The sequence below is a fragment of the Gemmatimonadota bacterium genome (assembly GCA_026387915.1).
Lineage (GTDB): Bacteria > Gemmatimonadota > Gemmatimonadetes > Gemmatimonadales > Gemmatimonadaceae > Fen-1231.
Genome location: JAPLKS010000021.1, coordinates 21,206 through 46,392, shown reverse-complemented (window position 1 = coordinate 46,392; position 25,187 = coordinate 21,206). Strand labels below are relative to the sequence as shown.

The 25,187-nt window shown below is 63.2% G+C and carries 18 protein-coding genes; 12 read left to right on the top strand and 6 right to left on the bottom strand.

Annotated features, from left to right (window positions below; all coding sequences use genetic code 11):
- The first annotated feature begins 66 nt into the window (after positions 1-66).
- From NTZ43_13870 to NTZ43_13855, 4 genes are all read left to right on the top strand, one after another.
- Positions 67-471 (top strand): DUF2177 family protein, encoded by a 405-nt coding sequence (locus NTZ43_13870; GenBank protein ID MCX5768300.1) that lies wholly within the window; start codon positions 67-69, stop codon positions 469-471.
- Positions 472-496: 25 nt separating this feature from the next.
- Entirely contained in the window at positions 497-2,209 is a 1,713-nt protein-coding gene (locus tag NTZ43_13865) for a DEAD/DEAH box helicase (GenBank protein MCX5768299.1), read from the top strand.
- 74 nt (positions 2,210-2,283) lie between these two features.
- A complete protein-coding gene (locus NTZ43_13860) occupies positions 2,284-3,186 on the top strand; it encodes a pirin family protein (GenBank protein ID MCX5768298.1) in 903 nt (300 codons plus the stop codon).
- Between the two features lie 35 nt (positions 3,187-3,221).
- A complete protein-coding gene (locus NTZ43_13855) occupies positions 3,222-3,884 on the top strand; it encodes a hemolysin III family protein (GenBank protein MCX5768297.1) in 663 nt (220 codons plus the stop codon).
- Between the two features lie 37 nt (positions 3,885-3,921).
- Here the strand turns inward: NTZ43_13855 and NTZ43_13850 are convergent, their stop codons facing one another.
- Entirely contained in the window at positions 3,922-4,689 is a 768-nt protein-coding gene (locus tag NTZ43_13850) for a hypothetical protein (protein ID MCX5768296.1), read from the bottom strand.
- Positions 4,674-5,717 (bottom strand): glycosyl hydrolase family 18 protein, encoded by a 1,044-nt coding sequence (locus tag NTZ43_13845; GenBank protein MCX5768295.1) that lies wholly within the window; start codon positions 5,715-5,717, stop codon positions 4,674-4,676. The genes NTZ43_13850 and NTZ43_13845 overlap by 16 nt, the downstream gene beginning before the upstream one ends.
- Positions 5,718-5,869: 152 nt before the next feature.
- Here NTZ43_13845 and NTZ43_13840 point away from each other — a divergent pair, with 152 nt between their 5' ends.
- The 6 genes from NTZ43_13840 to NTZ43_13815 all read left to right on the top strand — a co-directional run bounded on the left by NTZ43_13840 (position 5,870) and on the right by NTZ43_13815 (position 15,170).
- Positions 5,870-6,832 carry an alpha/beta hydrolase gene (locus NTZ43_13840; GenBank protein ID MCX5768294.1) on the top strand — a complete coding sequence of 321 codons (963 nt, stop codon included), beginning with the start codon at positions 5,870-5,872 and terminating at the stop codon, positions 6,830-6,832.
- A 58-nt stretch (positions 6,833-6,890) separates the two neighbouring features.
- The gene (locus tag NTZ43_13835) at positions 6,891-9,173 is read left to right on the top strand and encodes a prolyl oligopeptidase family serine peptidase (GenBank protein ID MCX5768293.1); all 2,283 of its coding nucleotides are present in this window, start codon (positions 6,891-6,893) and stop codon (positions 9,171-9,173) included.
- 193 nt (positions 9,174-9,366) lie between these two features.
- The gene (locus NTZ43_13830; protein ID MCX5768292.1) at positions 9,367-12,294 is read left to right on the top strand and encodes a prolyl oligopeptidase family serine peptidase; all 2,928 of its coding nucleotides are present in this window, start codon (positions 9,367-9,369) and stop codon (positions 12,292-12,294) included.
- Positions 12,291-12,704, top strand: a complete 414-nt coding sequence (locus tag NTZ43_13825) for a hypothetical protein (GenBank protein ID MCX5768291.1) — start codon at positions 12,291-12,293, stop codon at positions 12,702-12,704. The genes NTZ43_13830 and NTZ43_13825 overlap by 4 nt, the downstream gene beginning before the upstream one ends.
- Before the next feature lie 17 nt (positions 12,705-12,721).
- Positions 12,722-13,081 (top strand): hypothetical protein, encoded by a 360-nt coding sequence (locus NTZ43_13820; protein MCX5768290.1) that lies wholly within the window; start codon positions 12,722-12,724, stop codon positions 13,079-13,081.
- Positions 13,082-13,094: 13 nt separating this feature from the next.
- Entirely contained in the window at positions 13,095-15,170 is a 2,076-nt protein-coding gene (locus tag NTZ43_13815) for a CocE/NonD family hydrolase (GenBank protein MCX5768289.1), read from the top strand.
- 9 nt (positions 15,171-15,179) lie between these two features.
- Here the strand turns inward: NTZ43_13815 and NTZ43_13810 are convergent, their stop codons facing one another.
- The 3 genes from NTZ43_13810 to NTZ43_13800 all read right to left on the bottom strand — a co-directional run bounded on the left by NTZ43_13810 (position 15,180) and on the right by NTZ43_13800 (position 19,525).
- Entirely contained in the window at positions 15,180-16,292 is a 1,113-nt protein-coding gene (locus tag NTZ43_13810) for a hypothetical protein (GenBank protein ID MCX5768288.1), read from the bottom strand.
- Between the two features lie 7 nt (positions 16,293-16,299).
- Positions 16,300-17,211: an arginase gene (gene rocF / locus NTZ43_13805; GenBank protein MCX5768287.1), complete on the bottom strand. Its 912-nt coding sequence runs from the start codon at positions 17,209-17,211 to the stop codon at positions 16,300-16,302.
- 172 nt (positions 17,212-17,383) lie between these two features.
- Positions 17,384-19,525, bottom strand: coding sequence for an acetate--CoA ligase family protein (locus NTZ43_13800; protein ID MCX5768286.1), 2,142 nt, complete (start codon positions 19,523-19,525; stop codon positions 17,384-17,386).
- Between the two features lie 107 nt (positions 19,526-19,632).
- On the opposite strand from NTZ43_13800, the gene NTZ43_13795 reads away from it, so the two are divergent.
- A complete protein-coding gene (locus NTZ43_13795; protein MCX5768285.1) occupies positions 19,633-21,822 on the top strand; it encodes a right-handed parallel beta-helix repeat-containing protein in 2,190 nt (729 codons plus the stop codon).
- Between the two features lies 1 nt (position 21,823).
- Here NTZ43_13795 and NTZ43_13790 read toward each other — a convergent pair whose 3' ends face one another.
- Entirely contained in the window at positions 21,824-24,247 is a 2,424-nt protein-coding gene (locus NTZ43_13790) for a response regulator (GenBank protein ID MCX5768284.1), read from the bottom strand.
- 173 nt (positions 24,248-24,420) lie between these two features.
- Here NTZ43_13790 and NTZ43_13785 point away from each other — a divergent pair, with 173 nt between their 5' ends.
- The gene (locus tag NTZ43_13785) at positions 24,421-25,125 is read left to right on the top strand and encodes a response regulator (protein MCX5768283.1); all 705 of its coding nucleotides are present in this window, start codon (positions 24,421-24,423) and stop codon (positions 25,123-25,125) included.
- The last annotated feature ends 62 nt before the right edge of the window (positions 25,126-25,187 follow it).

Here is a 25,187-nt window from a genome sequence, read left to right as displayed (position 1 = left end):
CGGCGAGCGAAACGATTGACACCGTTTGGTCTGGCAAACGGAGCCCGAGCACCCTACCATCACACCATGACCAACTTCCTCAAACTCTACGGCGTCGCCTTTCTCACCTTCTGCGCGCTCGATTTCACCTGGCTCGGCTTTGTGGCCAGCGGGTTTTACAAGAATCAAATGGGCCACCTGATGCGCCCCGACGTCCAATGGGGCGCGGCTATCGCGTTTTACCTCATTTACATCGCCGCCGTCATCGTGCTGTGCGTGCAACCGGCCATTGAACGGCAGTCGCTGAGCCGAGCGCTCGGGTTCGGCGCGCTCTTTGGCCTCGCGGCCTACGCCGCGTTCGACCTGACCAGTTTGGCGCTCCTCAAAGACTTTCCCGCTCGCGTGGCCGTGGTCGATCTCGCCTGGGGCACCATTCTCACCGCAACCGTCTCCGGCGTTGCGTACGTGCTAGCAGGCAAAATCACCGTTTAGCCCCTCGGCGGGTGTAGTTTTCAGGATGATAAAGTCTAAGGAAGTTCCCGTGGCCGCTGGATTTAGCGCCCTCGGTCTCGATGAGCGCGTGCTCAAGACACTTACGGGCCTCGGGTACGAAGAACCGACCGCCGTACAAGAAGCCACAATTCCTCCGCTGCTTGCTGGCCGTGACGTCCTCGGGCAGGCTGCCACCGGCACCGGCAAGACAGCGGCGTTCGCACTGCCGCTCATCCATCTCATTACGCCAAACGCAGTCCCGCGCGAACGCACCACGGGACTCGTGCTTGTTCCCACGCGTGAACTGGCCATGCAGGTGGCCGAAGCGATTCACAAGTACGGACGCGACCTGGGCGTGAGCGTCATGCCGGTCTACGGTGGCGCGCCGATGGAATCGCAGATTCGCTCGCTCAAGCGTGGCGTCGATATTGTGGTCGCCACACCGGGACGCGCGCTCGATCATATCAACCGCAAAACGCTCCACCTCGGCCATCTCAAAATGGCCGTACTCGACGAAGCCGACGAAATGCTCGACATGGGCTTCGCCGAAGATCTCGAAGCCATTCTCAAGGCCACGCCGGAGATTCGCCAGACGGCGCTGTTCAGCGCCACCTTGCCGTCGCGCATTCAGGCCATTGCGCGCGCGCACCTGCGCGACCCGATCGTCGTGACCATCGACCGCAGCGTCTCGCCCGAAGTTGAAGCGGCGCGCGTGCGTCAGCTGGCCTACATCGTGCCGCGCCCGCACAAGATTGCCGCGCTTGGTCGCGTGCTCGACGTGGAACAGCCCACCTCAGCCATCGTCTTCTGCCGTACGCGCGGTGACGTGGACGCGCTCACCGAAGCGCTCGGCGCACACGGCCAGCGCGCCGAAGCGTTGCACGGTGGATTGAGCCAAGATCAGCGCGATCGCGTGATGAAGAAGTTCCGCGCCAAAAAAACGGATCTGCTCGTGGCCACCGACGTGGCCGCGCGCGGCCTCGACGTGAAGCACGTCAGCCACGTCATCAACTTTGACGTGCCCGCCGACGCCGAAGCGTATGTGCACCGCATTGGTCGCACGGGGCGCGCCGGACGAGAAGGCGTGGCGATTACCTTCGCCGAGCCGCGCGAACACCGCCTGCTGCGCAACATTGAGCGCGCCACCAAGCAGAAGATTGAGATTTCCGAAGTCCCGACGATCGCCGATCTCAAGGCCAAGCGCCTGGAGCTCACGCGCGCCTCGGTGCGCGATGCGGTGATGTCAGGCGGACTCGATATGTATCGCAAGGTGGTGGAGTCACTCGCCGCTGAGTTGGATGTGATGGATATTGCGGCGGCGGCGATCAAGCTTGTTGAAAATCGCCGCGGGGAAGATGAGCCGGAAGAAATTCCGCTCGCCTCGCGTGTGTCCGTGGGCGCCATTGCGCGCCCCGTGCGCGGCGCGCGCGTTTCAACGGAAAAGAACCCGCGTCCCACGGACGGCTCCAAGCGTCCGCGTGGCGTGCCGAAGCCAGCGTGGGAACCCGTACGCCTGTTCATCGGCGGCGGACGCAAGGCCAAGATCCGGCCGGGCGATCTCGTGGGCGCCATCACCGGTGAGCTCGGCATCGATTCGTCGAACATCGGCGCTATTGCCATCTCCGATCGGTTCTCCACGGTGGAAGTGCCGTCCGACATTGCCGACACGGTGATTGCCGCACTCGGCGCAGCCACTATCAAGGGCAAGAAGCTGCTCGTCCGTCGCGATCGCGCATAAGCGGAACTGGGGAACGCCCGGCTCACGCCGGGCGTTCTTTCTTTAAATAGGCCCCCGCATCGAGAGGAATCTCCGTGTCTATTCGTCCCGTCAAACGCGTCGTTCAAGCACAGCCTACAATGGAAGGCGCCGGCGTACACTTGCGGCGTGCCTTTGGCTTTGGTGAGACCAACGACTTCGATCCCTTCCTGTTGTTCGATGACTTCCGTGGCGATCGGCCGCAGGACTATCTGGCCGGTTTTCCCTGGCATCCGCATCGCGGCATCGAGACTATCACCTACGTGCTCGCCGGTACCGTGGCGCACGCCGATAGTCTCGGCAACACCGGCGCCCTTGGTGCGGGTGACGTGCAGTGGATGACGGCCGGCAGCGGCATTCTGCATCAAGAAATGCCCACCGGCGATGCCGCCGGTCGCATGCACGGCTTTCAGTTGTGGGCCAATCTGCCATCGTCGCTCAAAATGAGTACGCCGCGCTATCAGGACGTGCAGTCGCAACACATTCCCGAAGTGATTGACGACGACGGCACGCGCGTGCGCGTGATCTGCGGCGACTTCTGGGGCAAGTCTGGCCCCGTCGATGGCATTGCCGCCGATCCGCGGTACCTCGATGTCTACATTCCGCCGGGCACGCGCAAGACGTTGCCGGTGGAGACGTACCGTCACGCCTTTGCGTATGTCTTTGACGGCAAGGGTTCGTTCCGCGCCGCGTCCACGCCGCAGAACGTGCGCACGGAAGATGGTGATGCCACCGACACGGTGACCGATGAAAATGGCAATCGCTCACTCGTGCTCTTTGACAGTGGCGACGAAATCACCGTACAAACGCGTGACGAGGGGATGCGCTTTCTCCTCGTGTCTGGGAAGCCACTCGAAGAGCCCGTGGCGTGGTACGGCCCCATTGTGATGAACACCAAGGAAGAGCTGCGCCAAGCGGTCAGCGAGCTACGCGACGGTACATTTATTAAGCACGCCTGATCGCTCGGTACATATTCGCACAAACGGACGCGCGCATGGCACAGGAACGGGCACAGACATTCGGCGAAGAAATCGCCAACAGCATCACGCATGGCGCCGGCTTGGTGGCCGCGATCGTCGCGGCGCCGGCGCTGATTGTGGTGGCGGCGCACACGCATGATGTGTGGCGCATTGTCACGGCAAGCATGTATGCCACGACACTGGTGCTGCTCTACGCCACGTCCACGCTGTACCATGCCTTTCCGCACGTCACAATGCCGCGCACCAAGGCCGTGTTTCAACGGCTCGATCACGCGGCCATTTATTTGTTGATTGCTGGCACCTACACGCCGTTCGTGCTCGTGGATTTGCGCGGGCCATGGGGCTGGTCGCTGTTCGGTGTGGTGTGGGGGCTCGCGGCTTTTGGCGTGACACTCAAAAGCGTGTTTGGCGCGCACCGTCTGCCGGCGATTTCCACCGCAGTGTACGTCGGCATGGGTTGGCTCGCGGTGGTTGCGTTCAAGCCGATGCTCGCGCACGTGAGCCACGATGCGCTCCGCTGGCTGTTCATTGGCGGCGCGTGCTACACGGTGGGCGTCGTGTTCTTTGTGTGGGAGCGCGTTCGTTACAGCCACGCGGTATGGCATCTGTTTGTGCTCGCCGGCAGTGTGAGTCACGCCTGGGCAATCCTCGGCTACGTTCTGCCGCTGCACGCATAACAGTGCGGTGCCGCCGCGCGCTGTGGAGGCGCGGTAGTTACGGACGACTCCCGGCTGTGGTGACGCTCATCGCAACCAACTGCAGACGATGGGCGGTGGCGGCGTCCATCCCTTCCATCGGTGGCAATCCCACCGGTGTACCGCCGAACAACGTCACGTAAAACAGGCAGGCCGCGAGATAACTCCCTTCGCGCGTCGGATGACTGCCGTCGGCAATCCACAGTTGCAGATTCGGGAACGCAGCGCGCGCGGCCGTCCACGCAGCGCCCACGGGTACAACGGTGGCCTCTGTTTCCGCGCCAATCTCTGCATATGCCGCGTCGATGGCCGACTGCATCGAACTGAAATCCGGATAACCAAACTGGCCCATCCCATCGCGGCGCGCCCACGTATTGAACAGCAACAGCCGCGCATGGCGCGCCCGTACGACGTCCGCGAGCTGGCGCACGGCAGGATACATCGTCTGTTCGCGCGACGCGCGCACCGCAGGCACCACGCTCTGTTCTTGGAGTACCACCGCCGTCCACGCATCGGCCGCAAGCGCGGCACGCGTCTCCGCTGACTCGGCATGTTGCGCCAGCGTTTGCCCGCCGGGCGCTAGCGCGCGGACGACGATGTGATGATGTCGCGCAGTCGCCATCGCTTCGACAATGCCGGCGAGATTGTTCGCGCTGGTGTAGCTATTTCCAATAAACAACACGCGCTGTTCCACCTTCGGCGCGCGGCACGCGGTGAGCAGCAGCACGACGAGCAGTCGCGCCAGCGCGCCCGCGAATGGCCGTTGCGCGTTCAGCGGCGCTCCCATACCGCAGGGTCTTCAAGGCCGAGCACCCACACGGAATAGCCGCGCAGTCCGTACTGCTTTACGAGCGCGACTTTTTCGTTGAACGAACGCGCGTCCTCAACGAACACCAACTGATTGACGCCATCTTCGTCCCAGAGCGCATAGTAGTTTTTCTGGCGCTCGTCCCAAGTTGGCGTGATGCCGCTGCGCGCGAGTACTCCCATCGCGGTGCGATATGACACGTCACGCCCCGTCGTACGCGGCCCTGTTTTGGCGTCGAAGGTCGGATACCACCAATCTGAGTAGGCCGCCACGCCGAGTGAGATCTTTTGCGGCGGAACGCCTTGGGCCAGTACGAACTTGAGGCCGCGCTCCATCCAGGTGTAGCCTGCGACGGGTCCCGGTGTAGAGCCACCGGTGTGCTGCGCGTAGGTCATATACGACAAAAAATCCATCGCGTCGGCGAGCGCTTTGTAATCGTATGCGCCGCGCCAGTTGTCAAAAATCCACGCGTGGTAGGGCGTTTGGCCCGCGAGGTCCGACGACCGTGGCACCACCGCCGCGGAGAGTGAGCATTTAGCCGCGTGGAGCGAGTCGGCCATTTCGCGCGAAAAGGCGGTAAAGGCGTCGCGATCTTGAATGTGGATGTTCTCAAAATCGAACTGGATTCCGTCAAAGCGGTTATCTCGGCAGAGCGCCGTGATTGAGCGAATGGTCCGTTTGCGGGCATCCGGGTGCGTGAGGATCCGGTGCATCGTGGGCTGATCAAACCCCGGGTTCATCACCAAGGGAATGATCTTCACTCCCTTAGCGCGGGCCGTCTCCACCAACCGGCGATCGATGCTTCCCCAAATGGTGCCCGTGCTGTCCACGAAGTACACCTGCGGCGACACAATCGAAATCCTGTCCGCGTGCGCAATAAAGGCCTGGACGCTTTCCTCCGATGCCGTGGCGTACCAGAGCGCCTCGGGGCGCGCTTGTGCGGAGGCAAGCGAGGTGAAGGCGGCGAAACCGCACACGAGTAGAGCACCAACGCGCGAGGGGAGCATAAACCGGTCGAAAAAGGGGAGCGAGGGGTCGGTCTTTGACGCTTGGGGTCGGTCTCTCAAGCTGTGGCAGGACCACCGTCGCCCGCAACCACGCGGCGTCCAGCAACCGGGCCGCGCCTCGTCTGCTGGCCGACCCTCCGTTGCCGCCCTACATTCAGAGAATGACACGCCTCTGGAAGGGGATGGGAATTGTGGTTGGCGCGGTCGTGGTGCTGATCGCGGCGTTTGTATTTAGCGCGTGGGCGCCTGACCGCACGGTCGCCGAACTCGCCCCGCGTTGGGCGCCACCCCCGTCGCAGTTCATTACGGTCAACGGCCTCGCGATGCATCTGCGCGATGAAGGCCTTCGCGACGATTCTCTCCCGCTGGTGTTGCTGCACGGTACATCGGCGAGCCTGCACACATGGGACGGGTGGACGAAGGCGCTGGCCCCCACGCACCGTGTGATCCGCCTCGACTTGCCGGGCTTCGGCCTCACCGGCCCGACCCCCGACAGCGATTACGCCATGCCGGGCACCCTCGCTTTTCTCGCGGGCTTGCTCGACTCGCTGCATGTGACGCGCGCCATCTTCATCGGCAACTCTATGGGAGGCGCGGTTGCCACGTCGTTCGCCATCGCTCATCCGGAGCGCGTCGCCAAGCTCGTGTTGGTCGATGCGGCCGGCTATCCGATGCGCTCCACGTCGGTCCCCATCGGCTTTCGGATTGCGCGCTCGCCTTTGCTCAGCACGCTCATGCGGAAGGTGCTGCCGCGGTCGATTGTCGAGTCGAGCGTGCGCAATGTGTACGGCGATCCGTCGAAGGTCACACCGGAACTCGTCGATCGATTCTACGAACTCACGTTGCGCGCCGGCAATCGCGCCGCTGTATCGGCGCGCTTTCAGCAGGCACCGTCGGACAGCTTCTCCAACGACATCAAGTCCATCCACGTGCCCACCCTCATTCTCTGGGGCACGCTCGATCATCTCATTCCGCTCGAGAACGCCGAACGCTTTCATCGCGACATTGCCGGCAGTACCGTCGTCACCTTCGACGGGCTCGGGCATGTGCCGCATGAAGAAGATCCGGCGCGGAGCATCGTGGCTGTTCAAGAGTTCCTGCGTGGTCGCCCATAACTCCAGCGTCCCGCCCCGGTTGTCCGTACTGTGTTCAACGACCCACCTGCGAGGCCCGATGTTCATGTTCCGACGCGCCGCATCTGTGTTTTCGGCGCTGCTACTCACCTCTGCCATCGCTGCGGCGCAGTCCAAGCCGACCGTGGCCCAGTTTCTCTCGCCGGCTTCGCCGCTTGAGCTCACTTCTGCGCATGGCGCCGATCGCATTGCCTGGATGGCCTACGAACAGGGCATGCGGAACGTGTACACCGCAGCGGCTCCCGACTTCAAGCCAGTGCGGCTGACCAAGTTCCTCGCGGACGACGGCAGCGACCTCACCAATGTCGAACTTTCACACGACGGCACCATCGCGGTCTTCGTGCGCGGTTCGGCACCCAACCGTGTGGGGTGGATCGCCAATCCGTCGCACGACCCAAACGGCGCGGAGCGCGCCATATGGGCGATCAAGACGAGTGGCGGCCCGGCCTGGCGCGTTGCGGAAGGTGGCGCGCCCGTGCTCTCGCCCGATGGCAAATGGGTGCTCTTCGTAAAGGACGGTCAGATCTACCGCGGCCGCGTGATGGGCGACGGCCCCAAGAGCGCGATGGACACCGGCGGCATTCCGTTCATTAAGGAATGGGGGCGCAACGGCAATCCGCGCTGGTCGCCCGATGGCTCCAAGATTGTGTTTACGAGCGACCGCACGGACCATGGGTTCGTGATGATCTATGACATGAAAACGCGCCACGTGACGTATGTGTCGCCAAGCGTGGATTGTGATGTGAGCCCCACCTGGAGCGCCGACAGCAAACGCATTGCGTTTCTGCGCCGTCCTGGCACGCCGTTCGGCAATCAGACGCAGCAGGGAGGCGGTGGCATCGGCTTTCCGCAGGGCACCGCGTACAATCCCAGCGCGCAGGCCGCGGGTCGTGGTGGCTTCGGCGGTGGCTGTGGCGGCGGTGGTGGTCGTGGTGGTGGCGGTGGTGGACGCGGTGCGGTGGCGTCGGCCGATTCAAGCGTCGGCCGCGGCGTGCGCTCGCCGGGCTTCTACAGCGCCACCTTCCGTGGTGGCTACAACCTCTCGCTGATGGTGGCCGATGCCACGACCGGCGACGCCAAGGAAGTCTGGCACAATCAGCCCAATGACCGCCTCTACAACGCCATCAACAACATTCAGTGGGCCGGCGACCATGTCATCTTCCCGCTGAATCCACCCAACGATGAATTCGAGCGCTACTACTCGATTCCGCTCGCCGGTGGCGATCCCATCCAGTTGACCACCACCAATGGTCTGGTGGAAGATGCGACTATGGTCGCGCTTTCCAGCGACGGCAAAACGTTCTACTACAGCACGAATGCCAGCGATATCGAACGCCGTCACATCTGGGCGGTGCCGACGTCGGGTGGCACCCCGCGCCAAGTTTCCACGGGGCGCGGCATCGAAGTGTATCCGGCGCCGCTCGCCAGCGGGAAGCAAATGGCCGTCGTGTATTACGACTACAAAACACCGGCGTCGATTGCGCTCGTTCCCACAGCCGGCGCAGCGCCCAAGACCATCTTCCCAACACTCGGCAAAGATTTTCCCTCTGCGGCGCATGTGGATCCCGAAATCATCGTCACCAAGGCGGCCGACGGACTCGAGATTCACAACACGCTCTTCATGCCGCAGGACATCAAGCCTGGCGAAAAGCGTCCGGCGCTGATCTTCGTGCATGGTGGCCCGCCGCGGCAGATGATGCCTGGCTATCACTACATGCAGTTCTACCACTGGGCCTATGGGTACAATCAGTACCTGGCGAGCCAAGGCTATGTGGTATTGTCGATCAACTATAGAAGTGGCATTGGCTACGGTCGCAGCTTCCGCAACGCGCCTAACACCAACATGCGCGGCAACAGCGAGTATCAGGACGTGCTCGCCGGCGCCAAGTATCTGCAGGGGCGCGCCGATGTGGATCCGACACGCGTCGGCATCTGGGGGCTGTCGTATGGTGGCCTGCTCACCAGCGAAGCCCTCGCGCGCAACAGCGACATCTTCATTGCGGGCGCCGATCTCGCCGGCGTGCACCAGTACGGCCCCGTGCTCGATACCAACAATCTCGCCTTCCGTTCGTCCGCCATCGGCGCCATTGATGGCTGGAAGTCGCCGGTCTTCCTCGTGCACGGCGACGATGACCGCAACGTGGACTTTGCGCAAACCGTCGGACTCGTGCAGCTCCTTCGCGCGCGCGGTGTGTACTACGAACTGCAGGTCATTCCGGATGACCTGCACGAATCCATGCTCCACAAAAACTGGATCGATACTTTTGAGCACATCGGCGCATTTATGAAGCGCTTTGTCTGGAACAAGGAAAAAGCGCCCTGAGCCACTGGGCACGGCAACTGGGCGGCGGTCGGCGCGGTGGAGCGCGCCGACCGCCGTTTCACATTCCGGACCCTCGCCTGCCGTTTTCCGAGCCTTCGCGCCGCCCGCGCGGCTTTCCGCCGAGCGCTGGAGCCGCATTCGGCGTAGAATAGGACATGCGGCCAAAGAGCCGCGCCACCAGGAGAACTGTCCCATGCGCTATTCCCATTCCCTCGCGCGCCGCGCCTTGGCGCTTCTTGTTATGCCGGCGCTGGCATTCACCGCGCCGCTGGCCGCGCAGAACGCGCCCGCCAAGTCCGACGCGAAGCGCGCCATTGTGCTGGCCGACTACGGCAAGTGGGCGCGCATCACGAGTTCCGCTATCTCGTCTGATGGCGCGTGGATGAGTGTTGTCACGACGCCAAACGATGGCGACGCCACGCTCGTCGTCAAGCAACTCGCGGGCGATAAGAGCTACACGGTGAGTCTCGGTGCGGCCGCTGCGGGCGGTGGGGGCGGTGGCGGCGGCGGTGGTGGTGGCGGCGGAGCGGCGCCGCTCTTCTCTGATGATGCCCACTGGGTTGCCTATGTGGTGAATCCGCCGGATCGTACCGGCGCGGCGGGTGCCGGTGCAGGGGGCGGTCGCGGTGGTCGCGGCGGTGCTCCCGCGACACCAGCTCCGGGCGGCCGTGGTGCTGCTAATGGCGCCGCAGCGGCCGGCGCGGCGCGGCACCTCGAACTACTGAATCTCGCCACCGGCGAAAAAATAAACTTCGCGAATCCCGCGACCTTCCGTTTTTCGAAAGGCTCAAAGATTCTCGCCGTACGCCTCAACAAAGCCGATCCGGCCGCCAAGCATAACGGCGCCGATCTACTGCTCCGCGACCTCGCGGCAGGCACCACGCGCAACATCGGCAACGTCAACGCCTACGAGTTCAACGAAGCCGGCGCATTCGTCGCGTACACCGTCGATGCCACCGACAAACAGGGCAATGGCATCTATCTGCTCAATCTGGCGACCGGTGAATCCAAGGCGATGCATAGTGCCACGGCCGACTACGATCAGCTCGCGTGGAACGACGACGGCACCGCACTCTCCGTACTGCGCGGCGAAAAGAAGTCCGACATGAAGCAGAAAGACAATGTCATCCTCGCCTGGCGCGGAGTGACTGGTGCGTCGCCGACCACGCTCGAATATGATCCCGCCAAAGACGCCGCCTTCCCCAAAGAACATGTGGTCAGCGAGTTCACCGCTCCGCGGTGGAGCAAAGACGGTTCACGCCTCTTCTTCGGCATCAAGGAACAAGAAAAGGAAGTCACCGCCGCCGATTCACTCAAGGCGAACGTCGACGTCTGGCACTGGAAGGACGCAGAAATTCAAAGCGTACAGATTGTGCGCGTGCAACAGGAACGTCGCGCCACCTATCCGGCCACCCTCCTTGTAGCCGGCAACAAGTTCGTCCGACTCGGCGATGAAGCCATGCGCACCGTCGCCAATACGCCAAATGGCAAATGGGGGCTCGGCCGACTCGACGCCCCGTACCGCGGTGAAGTGCAGTGGGGCGGCAACAAAGCCGACCTCATGCGCGTCAACGTCGAAACCGGTGAGCGCACGCTCATCGACAAAGGACTCACGCGCACCTACGGCACGAGCCCAGACAGCAAGTGGTTTCTCTATATCAAAGACAAGCACCTCAAGGCCTTCAATCTCGAAACCGCCAAGTCGGTCGACATCGACGCCATCGCTGGCGGCAAGAGCTTCATTGATACCGACGACGATCACCCATACGAAAAACCCATCTGGGGCGTCGGCGGCTGGGTGAAAGACGGCTCGGTGCTCCTCTACGACAAGTACGACATCTGGCAGGCCAATCCCGAGAGCGGCAAAGTCACCAACCTCACCAACGGCATCGGTAAGGCGCAGAACATCCAGTTCCGCGTCGTGCGGCTCACCGGTGGTCGTGGCGGGCGTGGTGGACGCGGCGGCGGCGGTGGAGCCGGCGCCGAAGATGAAGAAGGGCTCGATCTGGCAAAGCCGCTCACGCTCTCCGCATATGGCGAGTGGACCAAGAAGAGCGGCTACTGGACGGTGAGCGCCGGCAAGGCGCCCACGCCGTTGATCTGGGCGGACAAGTCCATCGCTGGCGCACAAAAGGCAGAGAACGCCGATCGCGTGCTCTTCACGCAGCAGACGTTCACTGAGTTTCCGGATCTCTGGACGAGCAGCACCGACTTTGCCAACGCCAAGAAGGTGACCGACGTCAATCCACAGCTCAGTGAGTTTGCGTGGGGCAAACGCATTCTCGTGGACTACACCAACTCCAAAGGCAAGAAACTCCAGGCGACCGTCACGCTGCCGGCCAATTACGAACCCGGCAAAAAATATCCGACGCTCGTCTACTTCTACGAAATGCTGTCCAACACGCACCACAATTTTTCGCAGCCAGTGTACGATGACCGCCCACACTTTAGCGCCTATGCGAGCAACGGCTATCTCGTCGTGCAGCCGGACATCGTCTACGAAACCGGAAAGCCTGGTTCAAGTGCGTTTGACTGCGTCACGGCCGCCGTCAAGAAAGTCATTGCGATGGGGCTCGCCGATCCCAAACACATTGGCCTGCAAGGCCACAGCTGGGGCGGCTACGAAACCAGCTTCATCCTGACGCAAACCGATATGTTCGCCACCGTCGTCACCGGCGCACCGCCAGCCAATCTCGTGAGCATGTACGACCAGCTCTACAAGCAGACCGGCACGGTCAATCACGGCATTTTTGAAATCGGCCAAGTGCGCATGGGCGACGGCAACACGCCGTGGACGGCGCGCGAGTTGTATGAGAGCCAGAGCCCGGTGCACAATGTGCGGAACATCAAAACTCCGTTCCTTATTCTGCAAGGTACCGACGACGGCGCCGTAGACTGGCTGCAGGGCGTCGAGTGGTATAACGCTGCGCGTCGCTGGGGAAAAGAAGTGGTCTTCCTCTCGTATCCTGGCGAACCGCACCACCTCGCCAAAAAAGAAAACCAAAAAGACTTCCAGCTCCGCATGAAGCAGTGGTTTGATCACTACCTCATGGGGAAGCCGGCCGCCAAGTGGATGACCGACGGCGTGCCGCAGACCAAGAAGGGCGGACCGCTGCAGTGACCGCCCCTAGCGATCGCAATCCGAACGACGCAGGCGGGCTAGACCTTCCTGCGATGTTCACCCGCATCTTCATGTCGGTCACAGGCGCCTGCGTGCTCTACGGCGTATGGCTCGCCGCAATCTTCTCGACCGTGCACGGTCCGCCGGCGCCCGCTTCCCTCGGCCTCCTGCTGACGGCGCCCATCGCCACGGCCATCGGCTTCGCACTCGGCACACTCCTCGGAGAACGGGCGACGCGGCACCGTCGGTCGCGCTTCTCGGACGCCATGCAGTGGCCGTTGGTCGGCGGCATAGTAGGCGCGTTGATGGTCCTCCCATTTGGCCGAACGCTCACGATCTTCGGTACATTTGCAGTGGGAACGCTTGCGGTCGCGGCTCGCGAATTCTGGGCATTGCGACGCGACGCTTGACGGTACGGAGGCACCGCATGGAACAACTGCCCGAAACCGAAAATGAAAACCTCGCGCAGTTCGTCGCACGCGAGGCGCGAAACGCCAGCGCTGGCATGCTGGCCAGCGCTGGCGCGGTCGGGCTCTTGGTGACCGTCGGCACCTATGTACGACGTCCCCCGGCGTGGCCCGTGTTCTCCGCTGCCGGCGTGATGCTCGCCGCGCTTGCCGCCTGGGGCACCACCGACCGGCTACTCACTAAACGTGCGAGCGCAGACCACGCGCCGCATCATCTGCTGCGCGATGTGCGTGGCCTCTTCGCCGGCATCGGCTGGCTCGCTATGCTTGCCACACTCTTCGGTCTGCTCGGTGTGGCCCTCGGTACGATCATCAGTTGACGGGAGTCGTCACATGAAAACACCTCTTCATCGCGCCGCATGCGCCGCCCTCGTGCTCGCATGCGCCGGAACACTCGGATGCGCATCGCACACGCTCACCGGCGATTGGGACGCGTACGTCGCGCTCGGTTCGGCGCCTGGCGACGGCTTCGAAGGGTGGCGCCGAATGGGCTTCGCGCATTTTGCGGGGCACGATTCCGGCTTCGCCGGGTCCATCCGTCGGCGAACCGGAGAGGTGATGCTCGATGTCACCAGCATTGTGGCGAAGAACGATTCGATCACGCTGAGCGACGCGGGAAAGAATGCCCTGCGCGCCGCGTGGCACGGCGATACTCTCACAGGCGTGCTGCTCTCCGACGGTAAAGCCGCGGGTCGCCGCTTCCGCCTCGTGCGCCGTTCCACCCCGTTCACCGTCGAGCAGCAGTACGCCCTTTGGCCCGGCGCCGTCTCTGACTCCACCTTCGCCGTGACCGAAGACACCGCAGTGTTCATGAAAACACGCGACGGCGCCAAGCTCGTGAGTTACGTGGCACGCCCCGTCGGCCCCGGTCCCTTTGGCGTGGTGATGCAACGCACACCATACACGCGCATCCTCCACTCGGCGGGGCGCTGGTGGGCGGCACGCGGCTACATCTTCGTCGCTCAACACGTGCGCGGCCGCGACATCTCCGACGGCACAGCCTTCGGCGACTACGACACCGACGTACGCGATGGCTACGATGCCGTCGAGTGGGCCGCCAAACTTCCGGGCGCCAACGGCAAGGTCGGCATGATCGGCCACTCCGACGAAGGACGCCTCGCTTGGTACGCCGCCGTGAGCACGCCACCGCATCTCGCCGCGCTCGCACCGTCCGCTGCGACCGGTGACCCATGGCGTATCGTCCCCTACGAAGACATGGTCTTCTCGCCCATCAACGTCGCCTGGGCCTGCCTCATGCGCGCGCGCACCCTGCAGCGCACCGACGATCTCGACATCGGCACGGCGATGATGCACCTCCCACTCAGCGACCTGCCGCAAAAACTCGGCTGCGGCCAAGTGCCGCTCTGGGATCGCTGGCTCGCGCACCCCACCCTCGACGCGTACTGGCGCGCACACGCCGTCACTACAAATATCGCAAAGGTGAAAGCCCCAGTCCTGCAGATCTCCGGCTGGTACGACGACTCGCGCGGCCCCATCGACTACACGAACGCGCTGCTGCAGGTGCCGAACCATCCGTTCATCCGGCTTGTGATGGGCCCCGGGGCGCACAAAGGGGTCGACTACGTGGCAGGCGAGTTCGGCCCACAGTCACGCGTTGAGACGCGCCGCCTCCAGCTCCGCTGGTTCGATCACTACCTACTCGGCCGCGACAACGGAGTCGACCGCGAACCGCCGGTAGATATTTTCGTTTTCGGCGACAACAGCTGGCGCAAAGAAGCCGCGTGGCCGCTCGCACGCGCCGTGCCCACCAAGTGGTACCTCTCGTCAAACGGCAGCGCGAACACCAGCGCCGGCAACGGCGTGCTCGACACGCTTCCCCCCACGGGTGCTGCCGCAGACACCTTCACCTACGATCCCGCCAAGCCGACGCCATTCCTCATCGACTCGCGCGAGCTCGAGACGTCGCTCAATGAAGACTTCACAGCGCTCAATGCCTCGCGGCGCGATGCGCTGGTGTTTACCTCAAAGCCGCTCGCGAAACCCCTCGAGGTGACCGGCCAGCTCTCTGCCACACTCTGGGCCGCGAGCGACGCCAAAGACACCGACTGGAACGTGATGCTTCTGGACGTTTTTCCGGACGGCCACGCCGAGCGCGTGCAAGATGGCGTGGCGCGCGCGCGTTTCAGAAAGGGGTACGATCACGAGGTTGCGCTCACGCCGGGGCAGGTGGAGCAGTACGAGATTGACGTCTGGTTCACGTCGCGCGTCTTCACCGCCGGTCATCGGCTACGCGTGAGCATATCGTCGGCGCTCTTCCCGAAATATGACCGAAATCTGAATACCGGTCATAACAACGAAACGGACTCGACCTGGGTCGTCGCGCACCAGCGCATCGTGCACGACGCCACGCATCCCTCGCACATCACGCTGCCTACTATCCCACGCTAATCACCCCAGCTATCGCGCGCCGGTCTCCACTTCTTCTTCCACTGCTGTTCGCAGAATACTCATAAAGTCCTGCGCGTTTGTCACCACACCCACGGCCTGATGGGTGCCGCGATCCTTGAGCTTGCTCACGAGAAACTCGCTCGCATCCACGCAGATCGTGGGCAGCTCCACAATCCCGCGCTCCGCGTCCTCGTAGTACGCGGGAAGCATATTGCCCACCGCAATTGAATGCAGCGCGGTCGCGACCATCACCGCCATCGTGGTTTTGATAGCGTGCGCGCGCATAGCGTCCTGCGCCTTCACCGCATCCGTGATGACATCGGGGAGTGGCCCGTCATCGCGAATAGAGCCGCAGAGCACAAAGGGCACCTCTTCAATAACAAGAGCGTGCATAATGCCGCTCCCCACGAGCCCGCTGCGCACCGCTGCGGCTATCGATCCGGCGCGCCGCACGGCATTGATCGCCCGCATATGCGCAGAGTGACCGCCCTCGGTTGGTGCACCGGTGCTCGTCATGCCGAGTGTGGTGCCGACCACGGCCGCCTCAATGTCATGCGCCGCCACGGCATTGCCGGCTAACATCGACTGCACGTACCCGTGGCGAATAAACCAGACCATATTGTCGCGCGCGCGTGAATGCACGAGCGCCGGGCCAGCCACCCAACTGATGTAGCCGCCGCGCCGCTTCTCTTCCACCAGCATCTGCGCCAGCGACCGGTAGTCAATCGGTTTTTCGCGCGACACTTGGCTCGACATAAAATGAAAGTCGCCGCCCACATTGTGGCCGTAGTCAAAGGCATTCGCGTGTACGAGGACTCCATCGCTCCCATCCTCAGCGCGTCCCACCACCACGGCTTCGCCCCGCATCACGCGCCGCGCTTCGCGCACGACCCATCCGCCGCCGCTCGCGCGCACGAGGCATCCATCCATTCGCGGTTCTTGCGGCATTGTCCACTTGCCGTCATCACCCTTCACATACGAGGGCAGATTCGTTGTAGCAAAAAAGTCATCCGGCAGGACGCCGTCTGCTTCACACGTAATCGTGCGCGCCGGCGGTGCTTTGGAGAAGCGCGCCGCCGAGAAGTCCGGGACGATGTAGCGCGGCAATGTTCGCGTATTCATGGCGTCCTCAGAGAATGCGCTTGCCGAGCGCGCTAAGCAGTAGTTCGGCGCCTACAGCGGCGGTGCGATTGTGCTCGTCGAGCACCGGGTTCACTTCCACGAGATCCACGCCAATAATCTTTTTCGTATCGGCAAGCATTTCCATGGCGAGATGCGCTTCCCGATACGTCATGCCGCCCGGCACCGCAGTACCTACCCCGGGGGCCGCTTCTGGTCCGACGCAATCCAGGTCGAACGACACCCAAATCCCCGCGGTCCCGTCGGATGCCACCGCAATGGCTTCTTCCATCACGCTCCGCACGCCGCGTTCGTCAATTGCGCGCATGGTCATGGTGCGAAGTTTCCATTTGTCTATATGCTCGCGCTCCGGTTCGTCGAGATCGCGAATACCCACGAGCGCCACATTCTCCGGTCGCACCGCGGGGCGCACACCGGCCACTGACGCGAGCGCGCTGTCGCCATGGCCAAGTAAATGCGCCAGCGGCATACCGTGCACATTTCCCGAACGCGACGAGCTCGGCGTGTTCAGATCACCGTGCGCGTCGAGCCAGATCAATCCAATTCGTTGATTAGAAGCTGCAAAGTGAGCCGCTGCGCCAGCCACTGAGCCAGCCGCTAAAGCGTGATCGCCGCCGAGCACCAACGGCACTTTGCCTTCGGCAACGGCCTGCTGCGTGTGAGCCGCTACCGTGCGGCAGACTTCCGTGATGGCGCCCAAATACCGAGCACCGCGCTGTGCGCCACGTTCGGCATCTTCCCGAAAGGGCACCGGAACGTTCCCGATGTCATCCACCGTGTGGCCAATCTGCACGAGCCGTTCACGCAGGTCGGTATAGCGCACGGCAAAGGGACCCATATCCACGCCGCGGCGTGAGGCGCCCAGGTCCATCGGCACGCCAATAATGCGTATGAAGCTCATACTTGCACGCTACCGGTGCGCGCGAGGAAGGGAAGGGCGTTGAATCTGTATGCGCTGTATGCCACGCATATGCGAACGGCGTGGCAAGTTCATGCCACGCCGCGGTGCATCGCCGAGCTGAAAATCTCCCCCAAACGCTACCCAGTCACCCCGGCCAGCCCGCCCATGCGAATCAGCCGAACGTCACCCGCACTCGCGCATCCACCGCAATCGCACCATCCGGAAATGCGAGCAACGGATTGATGTCGAGCTCTGCAATCTCCGGATGTGCCATCGCCATTTGGCCAAGCCGTACCAACACCTCGGCGATTGCATCCTTCGACACCGGCGGTGCGCCGCGTACGCCGTCGAGCAATCGCGCGCCGCGAATACCATGCATCATATCGAGTGCTTGTACTTCATCCACCGGCGCAATGCGGAACACCACGTCCTGCAGCGCCTCTACGAACACGCCGCCCAGACCAAACATCAGTTGCGGGCCGAAGTTCGAATCCCGCGCAATACCGGCAATGGTCTCGCAGCCACCCGTCACCATGCGCTGCAGCACTACGCCATCAATCGTTGCCTTTGGCGCCTTGGCCCGCACCGTCGTCATCATGCGCGTGTACGCAGCGGCGAGTTGCGCGCTGTCGGCAATGCCGAGCATCACGCCGCCCACGTCGGTTTTGTGCGTGATGTCGGAGGAAGCGAGCTTCATCGCAAGCGGATACCCAACCGCCGAGCCTGCGGCGCCGAGTTCCGCCTCAGTCGCCACAAAGCGCGTCTCCGCCACCGGCATCCCGTACGCGCGCAACAGCGCAATCGATTCCACCTGCGTGAGCTGCTCGCGCTGTGCCGCACGCGCTCCCGCAAGAATCACCTCCGCCGCCGCGCGGTCCACCGTGCGCGCCGTCACCAGCGCCGGTGCACGCTCAGCCCATTCGCGCTGACGGTTGAGCGAATTCAGCGCACGCGCCGCCGATTCCGGAAAGATGTACGCCGGAATGCCCGCCTCGTGCAGCTCGGCGCGCCCCTGCGGTAATCCCTCGCGTCCCATCAACACCGCGAGCATCGGCTTGCTCGGCACTTCCGCCGCCGCGCTCACAATGGCTTCACACACATCTTCTTGCTTCACGCCAAAGGGCGGCACAAAGATCGGCACCACGGCGTCAATCGCCGGATCAGCCAAGAATGCGGTGAGCGCCGCCTTGTACCCTTCCGGTGTGGCCGAGGCAATCATATCGAGCGGATTGCGAATAGAAGCTTCCGGCGGAAAGAGCGGCCGCAAACGTTCAACGGTGGCCGGCGAGAGCTCCACTAACTCGAGCCCGTGCGTCTCCATCGCATCCGCTGCGAGAATGCCAGGGCCCCCCGCATTGGTGAGCACCGCCGTGCGACGCGAACGCGGCAACGCACTCACCCCAAAGCCCATCGCCAAGTCGAAGAGATCTTCCACCGAACTCGCCCGCAGCACGCCTGCCTGCGCGAGCATCGCGTCCACCGCGGTGTCGTTCGCCGCCAAAGCGCCCGTGTGCGACGAAGCCGCCCGCGCGCCCGCGCGTGACCGCCCCGACTTCACCACAATAATTGGCTTGGTCTTGGTGATGCGCGACGCAATCTCCAAAAAGTGCCGCGGATTTCCAAAGTTCTCCACGTACATCAAAATCACCTTCACCGACGGATCCGTCTCCCACCGTTCGAGCAGATCGTTGCTGCTCACGTCGGGCTTATTGCCAATCGACACAAATTGTGAAATACCAATGCCATATTCGCGCGCATAGTCGAGCACACTCAATCCCAGTGCCCCCGACTGACTCACAAAGGCCGCGTGCCCAAAGGGCGGCATTGTCGGCGCAAAGGTTGCGTTCATCGAAATGGCGGGGTCGGCGTTCACCACCCCCATGCAGTTCGGCCCAATCATCCGCATGCCGTAGCGCTGCACAATCTCCATCAACTTCGACTCACGCCCCACGCCTTCGCCGCCCACCTCGCGAAAGCCAGCCGAAATCACAATCAGCCCCTTCACCTTGGCCACGCCGCATTCCTCAACGGTCGTGAGTACCTGTTCCTTTGGCACCACAATCACCGCAAGATCGGCGCGCTCCGGGAGGTCGCCAATGTGCGGGTACGCCTTCACCGAGCAAATGGAAGGCGCGTGCGGATTCACCGGATACACTGATCCCGTGAATCCATAATGGATGAGATTGTACAGAATCTGCCGCCCCATATTGCTCTCGCGGCGCGAGGCACCAATCACGGCAACGGAACGGGGGGCGAGCAACGCACTGAGATCTTCGCGCGCATTGGGCGCGAGGGTCGAAGCATCGAGCGGCATAAGAAATCCTCCGAACCCGAAAAATCGCCCCGCGCCCGCCCCAACGGAATCGGGTAACCCCCGACGCAGCCCTCGTCAGCGCCTTCTAATAGATGCAGATTGCTAGAATGACCCGACGCCCCCTCGTCTGCGCCCTCGCGCTGTTCGCCGTCCACGCGCTGCCGGTACACCAACTGCCCGCGCAGTCGCGCCCCGTGCGCCCCTCCGTCGGCCTCGTGGTCACCCACTCCACCCGCGTTGCGCCAGGCACGTACCGCCTGCCCGCGGGCACCTCCCCCGACGCGGCCTTCATTACCGTCCGCGGCCATAACATCACCCTCGACCTCACCGGCGTCACACTCGTCGGCGCTCCCGAATCGGCTGACCCCGACGCCGCCTTCGCCACCGCTATCCGCGTCGAAGCGGGCGACCACATACGCCTCATCAACGGTCGCGCCCGTGGCTTCAAGTTCGGCATCGTGGCTCGCAACACCACCCAACTCAGCATCACCGGCACCGACCTCAGCTATAACTGGAAACCGCGCCTCTTTTCCCTTGTTGAGCACGAAAGCCTTACCGACTGGCTCTCCTTCCATCACAACGAAAAAGACGAATGGCTCCGCTTCGGCGCCGCCATCTACCTCGCGGACGTCGACAGCGGCAGCATCACCAACGTCCGCGCCGAACAAGGGATGAACGGCCTGATGATGACGCGCACCAATCACCTGCGCGTGACCCACAACAACTTCTCCTTCAACTCGGGACTGGGCGTCGGCCTCTACCGCTCGAGCGACAACCTCCTCGCCAACAACCGCATCGACTACGACGTCCGCGGCTACAGCCACGGCGTCTACCGCCGCGGCCAAGACTCCGCGGGCATTCTCATGTTCGAGCAATGCCTCCGCAACGTGGTGGCATACAATTCCGTCACCCACGGCGGCGACGGGCTATTCATTTGGGCCGGGCAAAGCACCATGGACAGCGGCGAGGGTGGCGTCAACGACAACATTTTTGTCGGCAACGATTTCAGCTACGCGCCCACCAACGGTATGGAAGCCACCTTCAGCCGCAACATCTTTGTCGGCAATCGCATTGCCGGCAGCGATCACGGACTCTGGGGCGGCTACAGCTACGAAAGCATTGTCGCCGGAAATTGCTTTTCGGATAATCGCATTGCCGTCGCCATTGAACACGGTCAGCTCAACACCATCACCCACAATCGCTTTGACGGCGACACCATCGTCTTTCGCCTCTGGGCCGATTCCATCGAACCGTCCGACTGGGGCTATCCTAAAAAGCGCGACACCAAGAGCCACGGCTATCGCATAGCCGACAACGTCTTCGCCGGCAACAATGAACTGTTCCGCGTACAGAACACGACCGCACTCGACACCGTTGGCAACACACGCGGCCAGCGCACGCGCCGCACGGTGTCACGAACAGTTACCGCAGAGTGCACCCCCACCATCCCAGCGCCATACGCCGCGCGCGTGCCCGCGCTCGCGCGCATCACCCGCGCCGCGCCCGTCAGCACCGACGCGCGCCGAGTACGCAGCGCCATTATTGTGGACGAGTGGGGCCCCTACGACTGGCGCTCCCCCAAACTCTGGCCCGCCGACTCCATTCACGCACCCTCGCCGCGACTCCTCACACTCGGCCCCGCCGGAAACTGGATGGTCCTTACACGGCGCGGCGTGGCAACGCTCTCAGCGAGTAGCGGCAGCATCGGCGACACCATCACCGTTACGCCCAAACCCGAATCAGCCAACGACTGGGAACTCACCCTCGAATACACCGGCGCGGCCACCATCTCCCCGCGCGGTGAAAAGCTGAAGGCCGGCACGGTGCAGCGATTCAGCTTTGCGCACCACGAGCCGCGCACCAACTGGAGCGCCAAGTTCTATGCCTGGTCCGACTCCACCGACCCCCGCACCAAAACAGATGCATTCGCCGCACAGCTCACCGGCGCGCCGCTACTCGAGCAATCGCTCACGCGCCTCGATCTCGAGTGGTATCGCCCCACCATCAAAGCGCTCCCGCTCACACGCTGGGCACTCGAGGCCATCACCACGCTCGACGTACCGACGGGTGACCACACGCTCCGCGTGATCAGCGACGACGCCGTCCGCGTCTGGATCGACGGCACGCTTGCCATCGACCACTGGACGCCGCACGAATCCATGGTGGATTACGCCGCTCTCACACCGGGTCACCACACGGTGCGGGTGCAATACTATCAGGTGGATGGCTGGACGGAACTTCGCGTGGATGTTATCCGCGGCACCAATCGTTCACGCGGCTCAGCGGGTCCGCACTGACCTAGGCCACCGCCACCGCCGTCCACCGCACGCTGCGCTCCCACGCCGACAGCTCCTCGGTGAGCGCCGTCACGTGGAGGGCATCGCGCTGAACAGCGGCTGCTTCGAGCTCACGTCCAATCCGCGTCACCACCGTAAAGCCATAGCTCTGCCCATTGCCTTTGAGATGATGCCCAATGGTGCCGAGTTCTTCAAAACTGCCCTGCGCCACGAGCACGCGCGCGCGTTCAACGTCCGCGCGGCGTCCACTTAAGTACATCGGAATCAGGTCGGCAATGTCCGCATCGATCTCTACTGGCGGCGCGCCATCGTCCACGCCGGAGGTGACCACGACCGGCGCCATATGCGGCGCGGTCACCGGTTCCTGACGCCCCACCGCTTGTTCAACGGCGGCCACGAGCGTGTCGCGCCGCACCGGTTTGGTGAGATATCCCGTGCAACCCGCGGCGAGACATTTCGCTTTGTCTTCGGCGTCCGCGTAGCCCGTCACCGCAATTACCGGCAGCGTTTGGCCGCGCGAGCGTTTGCGCAATTCGCGCGCCGTGCTGAATCCATCACGCACCGGCATCGACATGTCGAGCAGCACCATCGACACGCGCCCCGCATCGAACAACGCGAGCACCGCGTCACCGTCGGCGGCTTCAAGAATGCGGTACCCACGTCCGTCGAGCATGCGGCGCATCAAAAAACGGCTATCCGGCGTATCGTCTGCTACGAGAATCACGGGGCGCAAATCGATGTGCCGACGCACCACGGCCAAAAATGCGTCACGCTGAATTGGCTTGGGAATAAAGTCGTTCATTCCCGCGTCGCGCGTGCGATCGCGAACGCCCTCCAGCACATGCGCCGTCAACGCGATCACGGGCACAGGATCAAGCTGGTGTTCGTGTTCGCGCTGACGCACCGCTTCGGTCATGGCAATGCCGTCAAGCTGCGGCATCTCCAGATCCGTGATGATCAAGTCCCATCGCTTTTCCGTAGCGAGGCGCAACCCTTCTTCGCCATCGGACGCCGTGTCCACGTCGTAGCCCGCGCGCTCGAGGACGGCCGTTGCGAGCAGTCGCGTGTCGGGATTGTCTTCCACTACCAGCACGCGCCCGCCGACCGCGCGCGGTGCCCGGACCTTGCGCCGCTCCACGACGCTCTGCGTAGCGGGGTGCACGGGCACAATGTGCAACAGTTCGCCAATGATATCGGCCGTGCGCCGCCGCGCGAGCGGCTTCGCCAGCAGTGCGGCACCGCTCGCCGTGGCAACGTGTTGTTCGTCGCCCGTCGCGCGTGCCGCAACAAGCACGGCGTGCACCACGGGCTGTGCGCGTATCACCGTTATCGCACTGGCCACCGCCTCCGCTCCAATCGCCGCGTCGAGCACCACCACCGCGCTGAGCGCTTCGTCGGTCGCCAACGTAGCGCGCAACACGCCGCCGAGCGCGGCCGGTGTTTCGTCCACCACCGTGACGTCAAAGCGCAGCGACTGCAACACACGCTCCATCCCCGGACGCGTGCGTTTGTCGGAGCACACAAAAATCGCACGCCGCCCTGCAAACCCTTGGTCCGACAATCGCCGCGCCGGCGGTTCGTCGTCGGTGAGTACGAACGGCAACGTAAAGTGAAACTCACTTCCCGCGCCGGGCACACTCTCCAACCAAATCCGCCCACCCATCAACTCGGCGAGCGACTTACAAATGCTCAGCCCCAACCCCGTGCCGCCGTAGGCACGCCGCAAGGAGCTGTCCACTTGATAAAAACGCTGAAAAATCCGCGCCTGCGCTTCGTCGGGAATTCCCACGCCCGTGTCGTGCACCGTGAAGTGCACATGGAGCGCGCGGTCGTGCCGTTCCATGACTTCCGCCGAAATCACCACGCCGCCGCTGTGCGTGAACTTCACGGCGTTGCTCACGAGATTCGACAAAATCTGTCGCAGTCGGGTTGGGTCGCCGAGCATCATCACGGGAATCGCCGGATCCACGTCCGCCGTGATGTCGATCCCTTTGAGATTGGCGCGCGCGCTCATGACTTCCGCCACACTTTCGATGAGGTCGGAAACGAAGCAGCGCTCCTCGGCGATCGTGACCTGCCCCGCTTCGATCTTGGAAAAGTCGAGAATTTCGTTGACGAGCAGCATCAACTCGTCGGCATTCGTGCGCACGGTACGAAGCAGGGAGCGTTGTTCTTCGGTTGCCGCGGTTTCGAGGGCCAGTTCGGTCACGCCAAGAATCGCGTTCATGGGCGTACGAATCTCGTGGCTCATCACCGCCAGGAAGTCGCTCTTGGCACGGTTCGCGGCGTTGGCTGCATCCCGTTCAGCCGCCAACGCCGTGTTCGCTGCCGCCATCGCCTCAAACGCCCCCGAATCCCCGTTCGAGATGGGGAGTTCGGACTGCGAGTCCGGTGGATTGGGTGGCTTGCGGGGCATACGGAACATAAATGTACCATAAATTCGGCACTAGGCAATATCTGCAAGTGCCTGTCTATGAGCTACTTGCAGAGTAGCTGCCGATTCAGTACTGTTCCAAAACGGAACATCACATTCGTGTGGTGTTCCGAGCAAGTCATCACCGGACCTTTTCTGCCGATCTACGCCGCCCACCCCATCGTATGACCGCGCCCGCCCTCCCCGCCGGCTCCCGAGGCGTCATCGTCATTGACGATGACCGCGACCTCGGGCTCCTCCTCGAACGCTGGATCCAGAACGCCGGCCACCGCGCCTTTGCCTTCACCGATCCCGCCGGAGCCATTGCCGCGATCGACAGTGCGCCGCCGGTCGCCGTGCTGCTCGACCTGCATCTCCCCGGCGCCACCACCGATCAACTCCTCAGCCGCATCCGTCGGCAATATCCGCACGCGCCGATCATCGCCCTCGCCGGCGACGACGATCCCATTTCCGCGCGGCAGGCGGTGGCACTCGGCGCCTCCGACTTTGTCACCAAACCGCTCGAGCGCACCAAGCTCCTCACCACACTCCACAACGCACTCGATCGTGCCAGTCTCGCCGTGCGTGTGGCGCACCTCGAACACGAAGTGACGCGCGCGGGCGAAAATAGTGAGCCCGATCAGCACGCATCGCTCCGCGCGCTCGTGCGCGAAATCAGCCGCGTCATTGCGAAGGTGGAGTCGGGTGACGACCGCGCGTCCACAACGGCAGCAACCCCGCCGAGTCATGTCTCGCTCGCCGATCAGGAGCGCGCCACCATCACGGCCGCCATTCGGCGCACGGGCGGTAACCTGAGTAAGGCGAGCCGAGTGCTTGGGATTGGGCGGACGACGCTGTATCGCAAGATGGCGGCGTACGAACTGCGGTAATACGAACCAAAACGCTAGCAATAGTTCGCGCCGGCTTGCGGCTCTCCGATGTCAGGCCGCCG

What these genes read in the sequence shown, in the direction of transcription:
- NTZ43_13820 (MCX5768290.1), top strand. Translation starts at nt 12,722, where the DNA reads ATGGAACAACTGCCCGAAACCGAAAATGAAAACCTCGCGCAGTTCGTC.
- rocF (MCX5768287.1), bottom strand. Translation starts at nt 17,211, where the DNA reads ATGAGCTTCATACGCATTATTGGCGTGCCGATGGACCTGGGCGCCTCA.
- NTZ43_13870 (MCX5768300.1), top strand. Translation starts at nt 67, where the DNA reads ATGACCAACTTCCTCAAACTCTACGGCGTCGCCTTTCTCACCTTCTGC.
- NTZ43_13790 (MCX5768284.1), bottom strand. Translation starts at nt 24,247, where the DNA reads ATGTTCCGTATGCCCCGCAAGCCACCCAATCCACCGGACTCGCAGTCC.
- NTZ43_13835 (MCX5768293.1), top strand. Translation starts at nt 6,891, where the DNA reads ATGTTCATGTTCCGACGCGCCGCATCTGTGTTTTCGGCGCTGCTACTC.
- NTZ43_13845 (MCX5768295.1), bottom strand. Translation starts at nt 5,717, where the DNA reads ATGCTCCCCTCGCGCGTTGGTGCTCTACTCGTGTGCGGTTTCGCCGCC.
- NTZ43_13865 (MCX5768299.1), top strand. Translation starts at nt 497, where the DNA reads ATGATAAAGTCTAAGGAAGTTCCCGTGGCCGCTGGATTTAGCGCCCTC.
- NTZ43_13795 (MCX5768285.1), top strand. Translation starts at nt 19,633, where the DNA reads ATGACCCGACGCCCCCTCGTCTGCGCCCTCGCGCTGTTCGCCGTCCAC.
- NTZ43_13830 (MCX5768292.1), top strand. Translation starts at nt 9,367, where the DNA reads ATGCGCTATTCCCATTCCCTCGCGCGCCGCGCCTTGGCGCTTCTTGTT.
- NTZ43_13850 (MCX5768296.1), bottom strand. Translation starts at nt 4,689, where the DNA reads ATGGGAGCGCCGCTGAACGCGCAACGGCCATTCGCGGGCGCGCTGGCG.
- NTZ43_13800 (MCX5768286.1), bottom strand. Translation starts at nt 19,525, where the DNA reads ATGCCGCTCGATGCTTCGACCCTCGCGCCCAATGCGCGCGAAGATCTC.
- NTZ43_13785 (MCX5768283.1), top strand. Translation starts at nt 24,421, where the DNA reads ATGACCGCGCCCGCCCTCCCCGCCGGCTCCCGAGGCGTCATCGTCATT.
- NTZ43_13810 (MCX5768288.1), bottom strand. Translation starts at nt 16,292, where the DNA reads ATGAATACGCGAACATTGCCGCGCTACATCGTCCCGGACTTCTCGGCG.
- NTZ43_13815 (MCX5768289.1), top strand. Translation starts at nt 13,095, where the DNA reads ATGAAAACACCTCTTCATCGCGCCGCATGCGCCGCCCTCGTGCTCGCA.
- NTZ43_13855 (MCX5768297.1), top strand. Translation starts at nt 3,222, where the DNA reads ATGGCACAGGAACGGGCACAGACATTCGGCGAAGAAATCGCCAACAGC.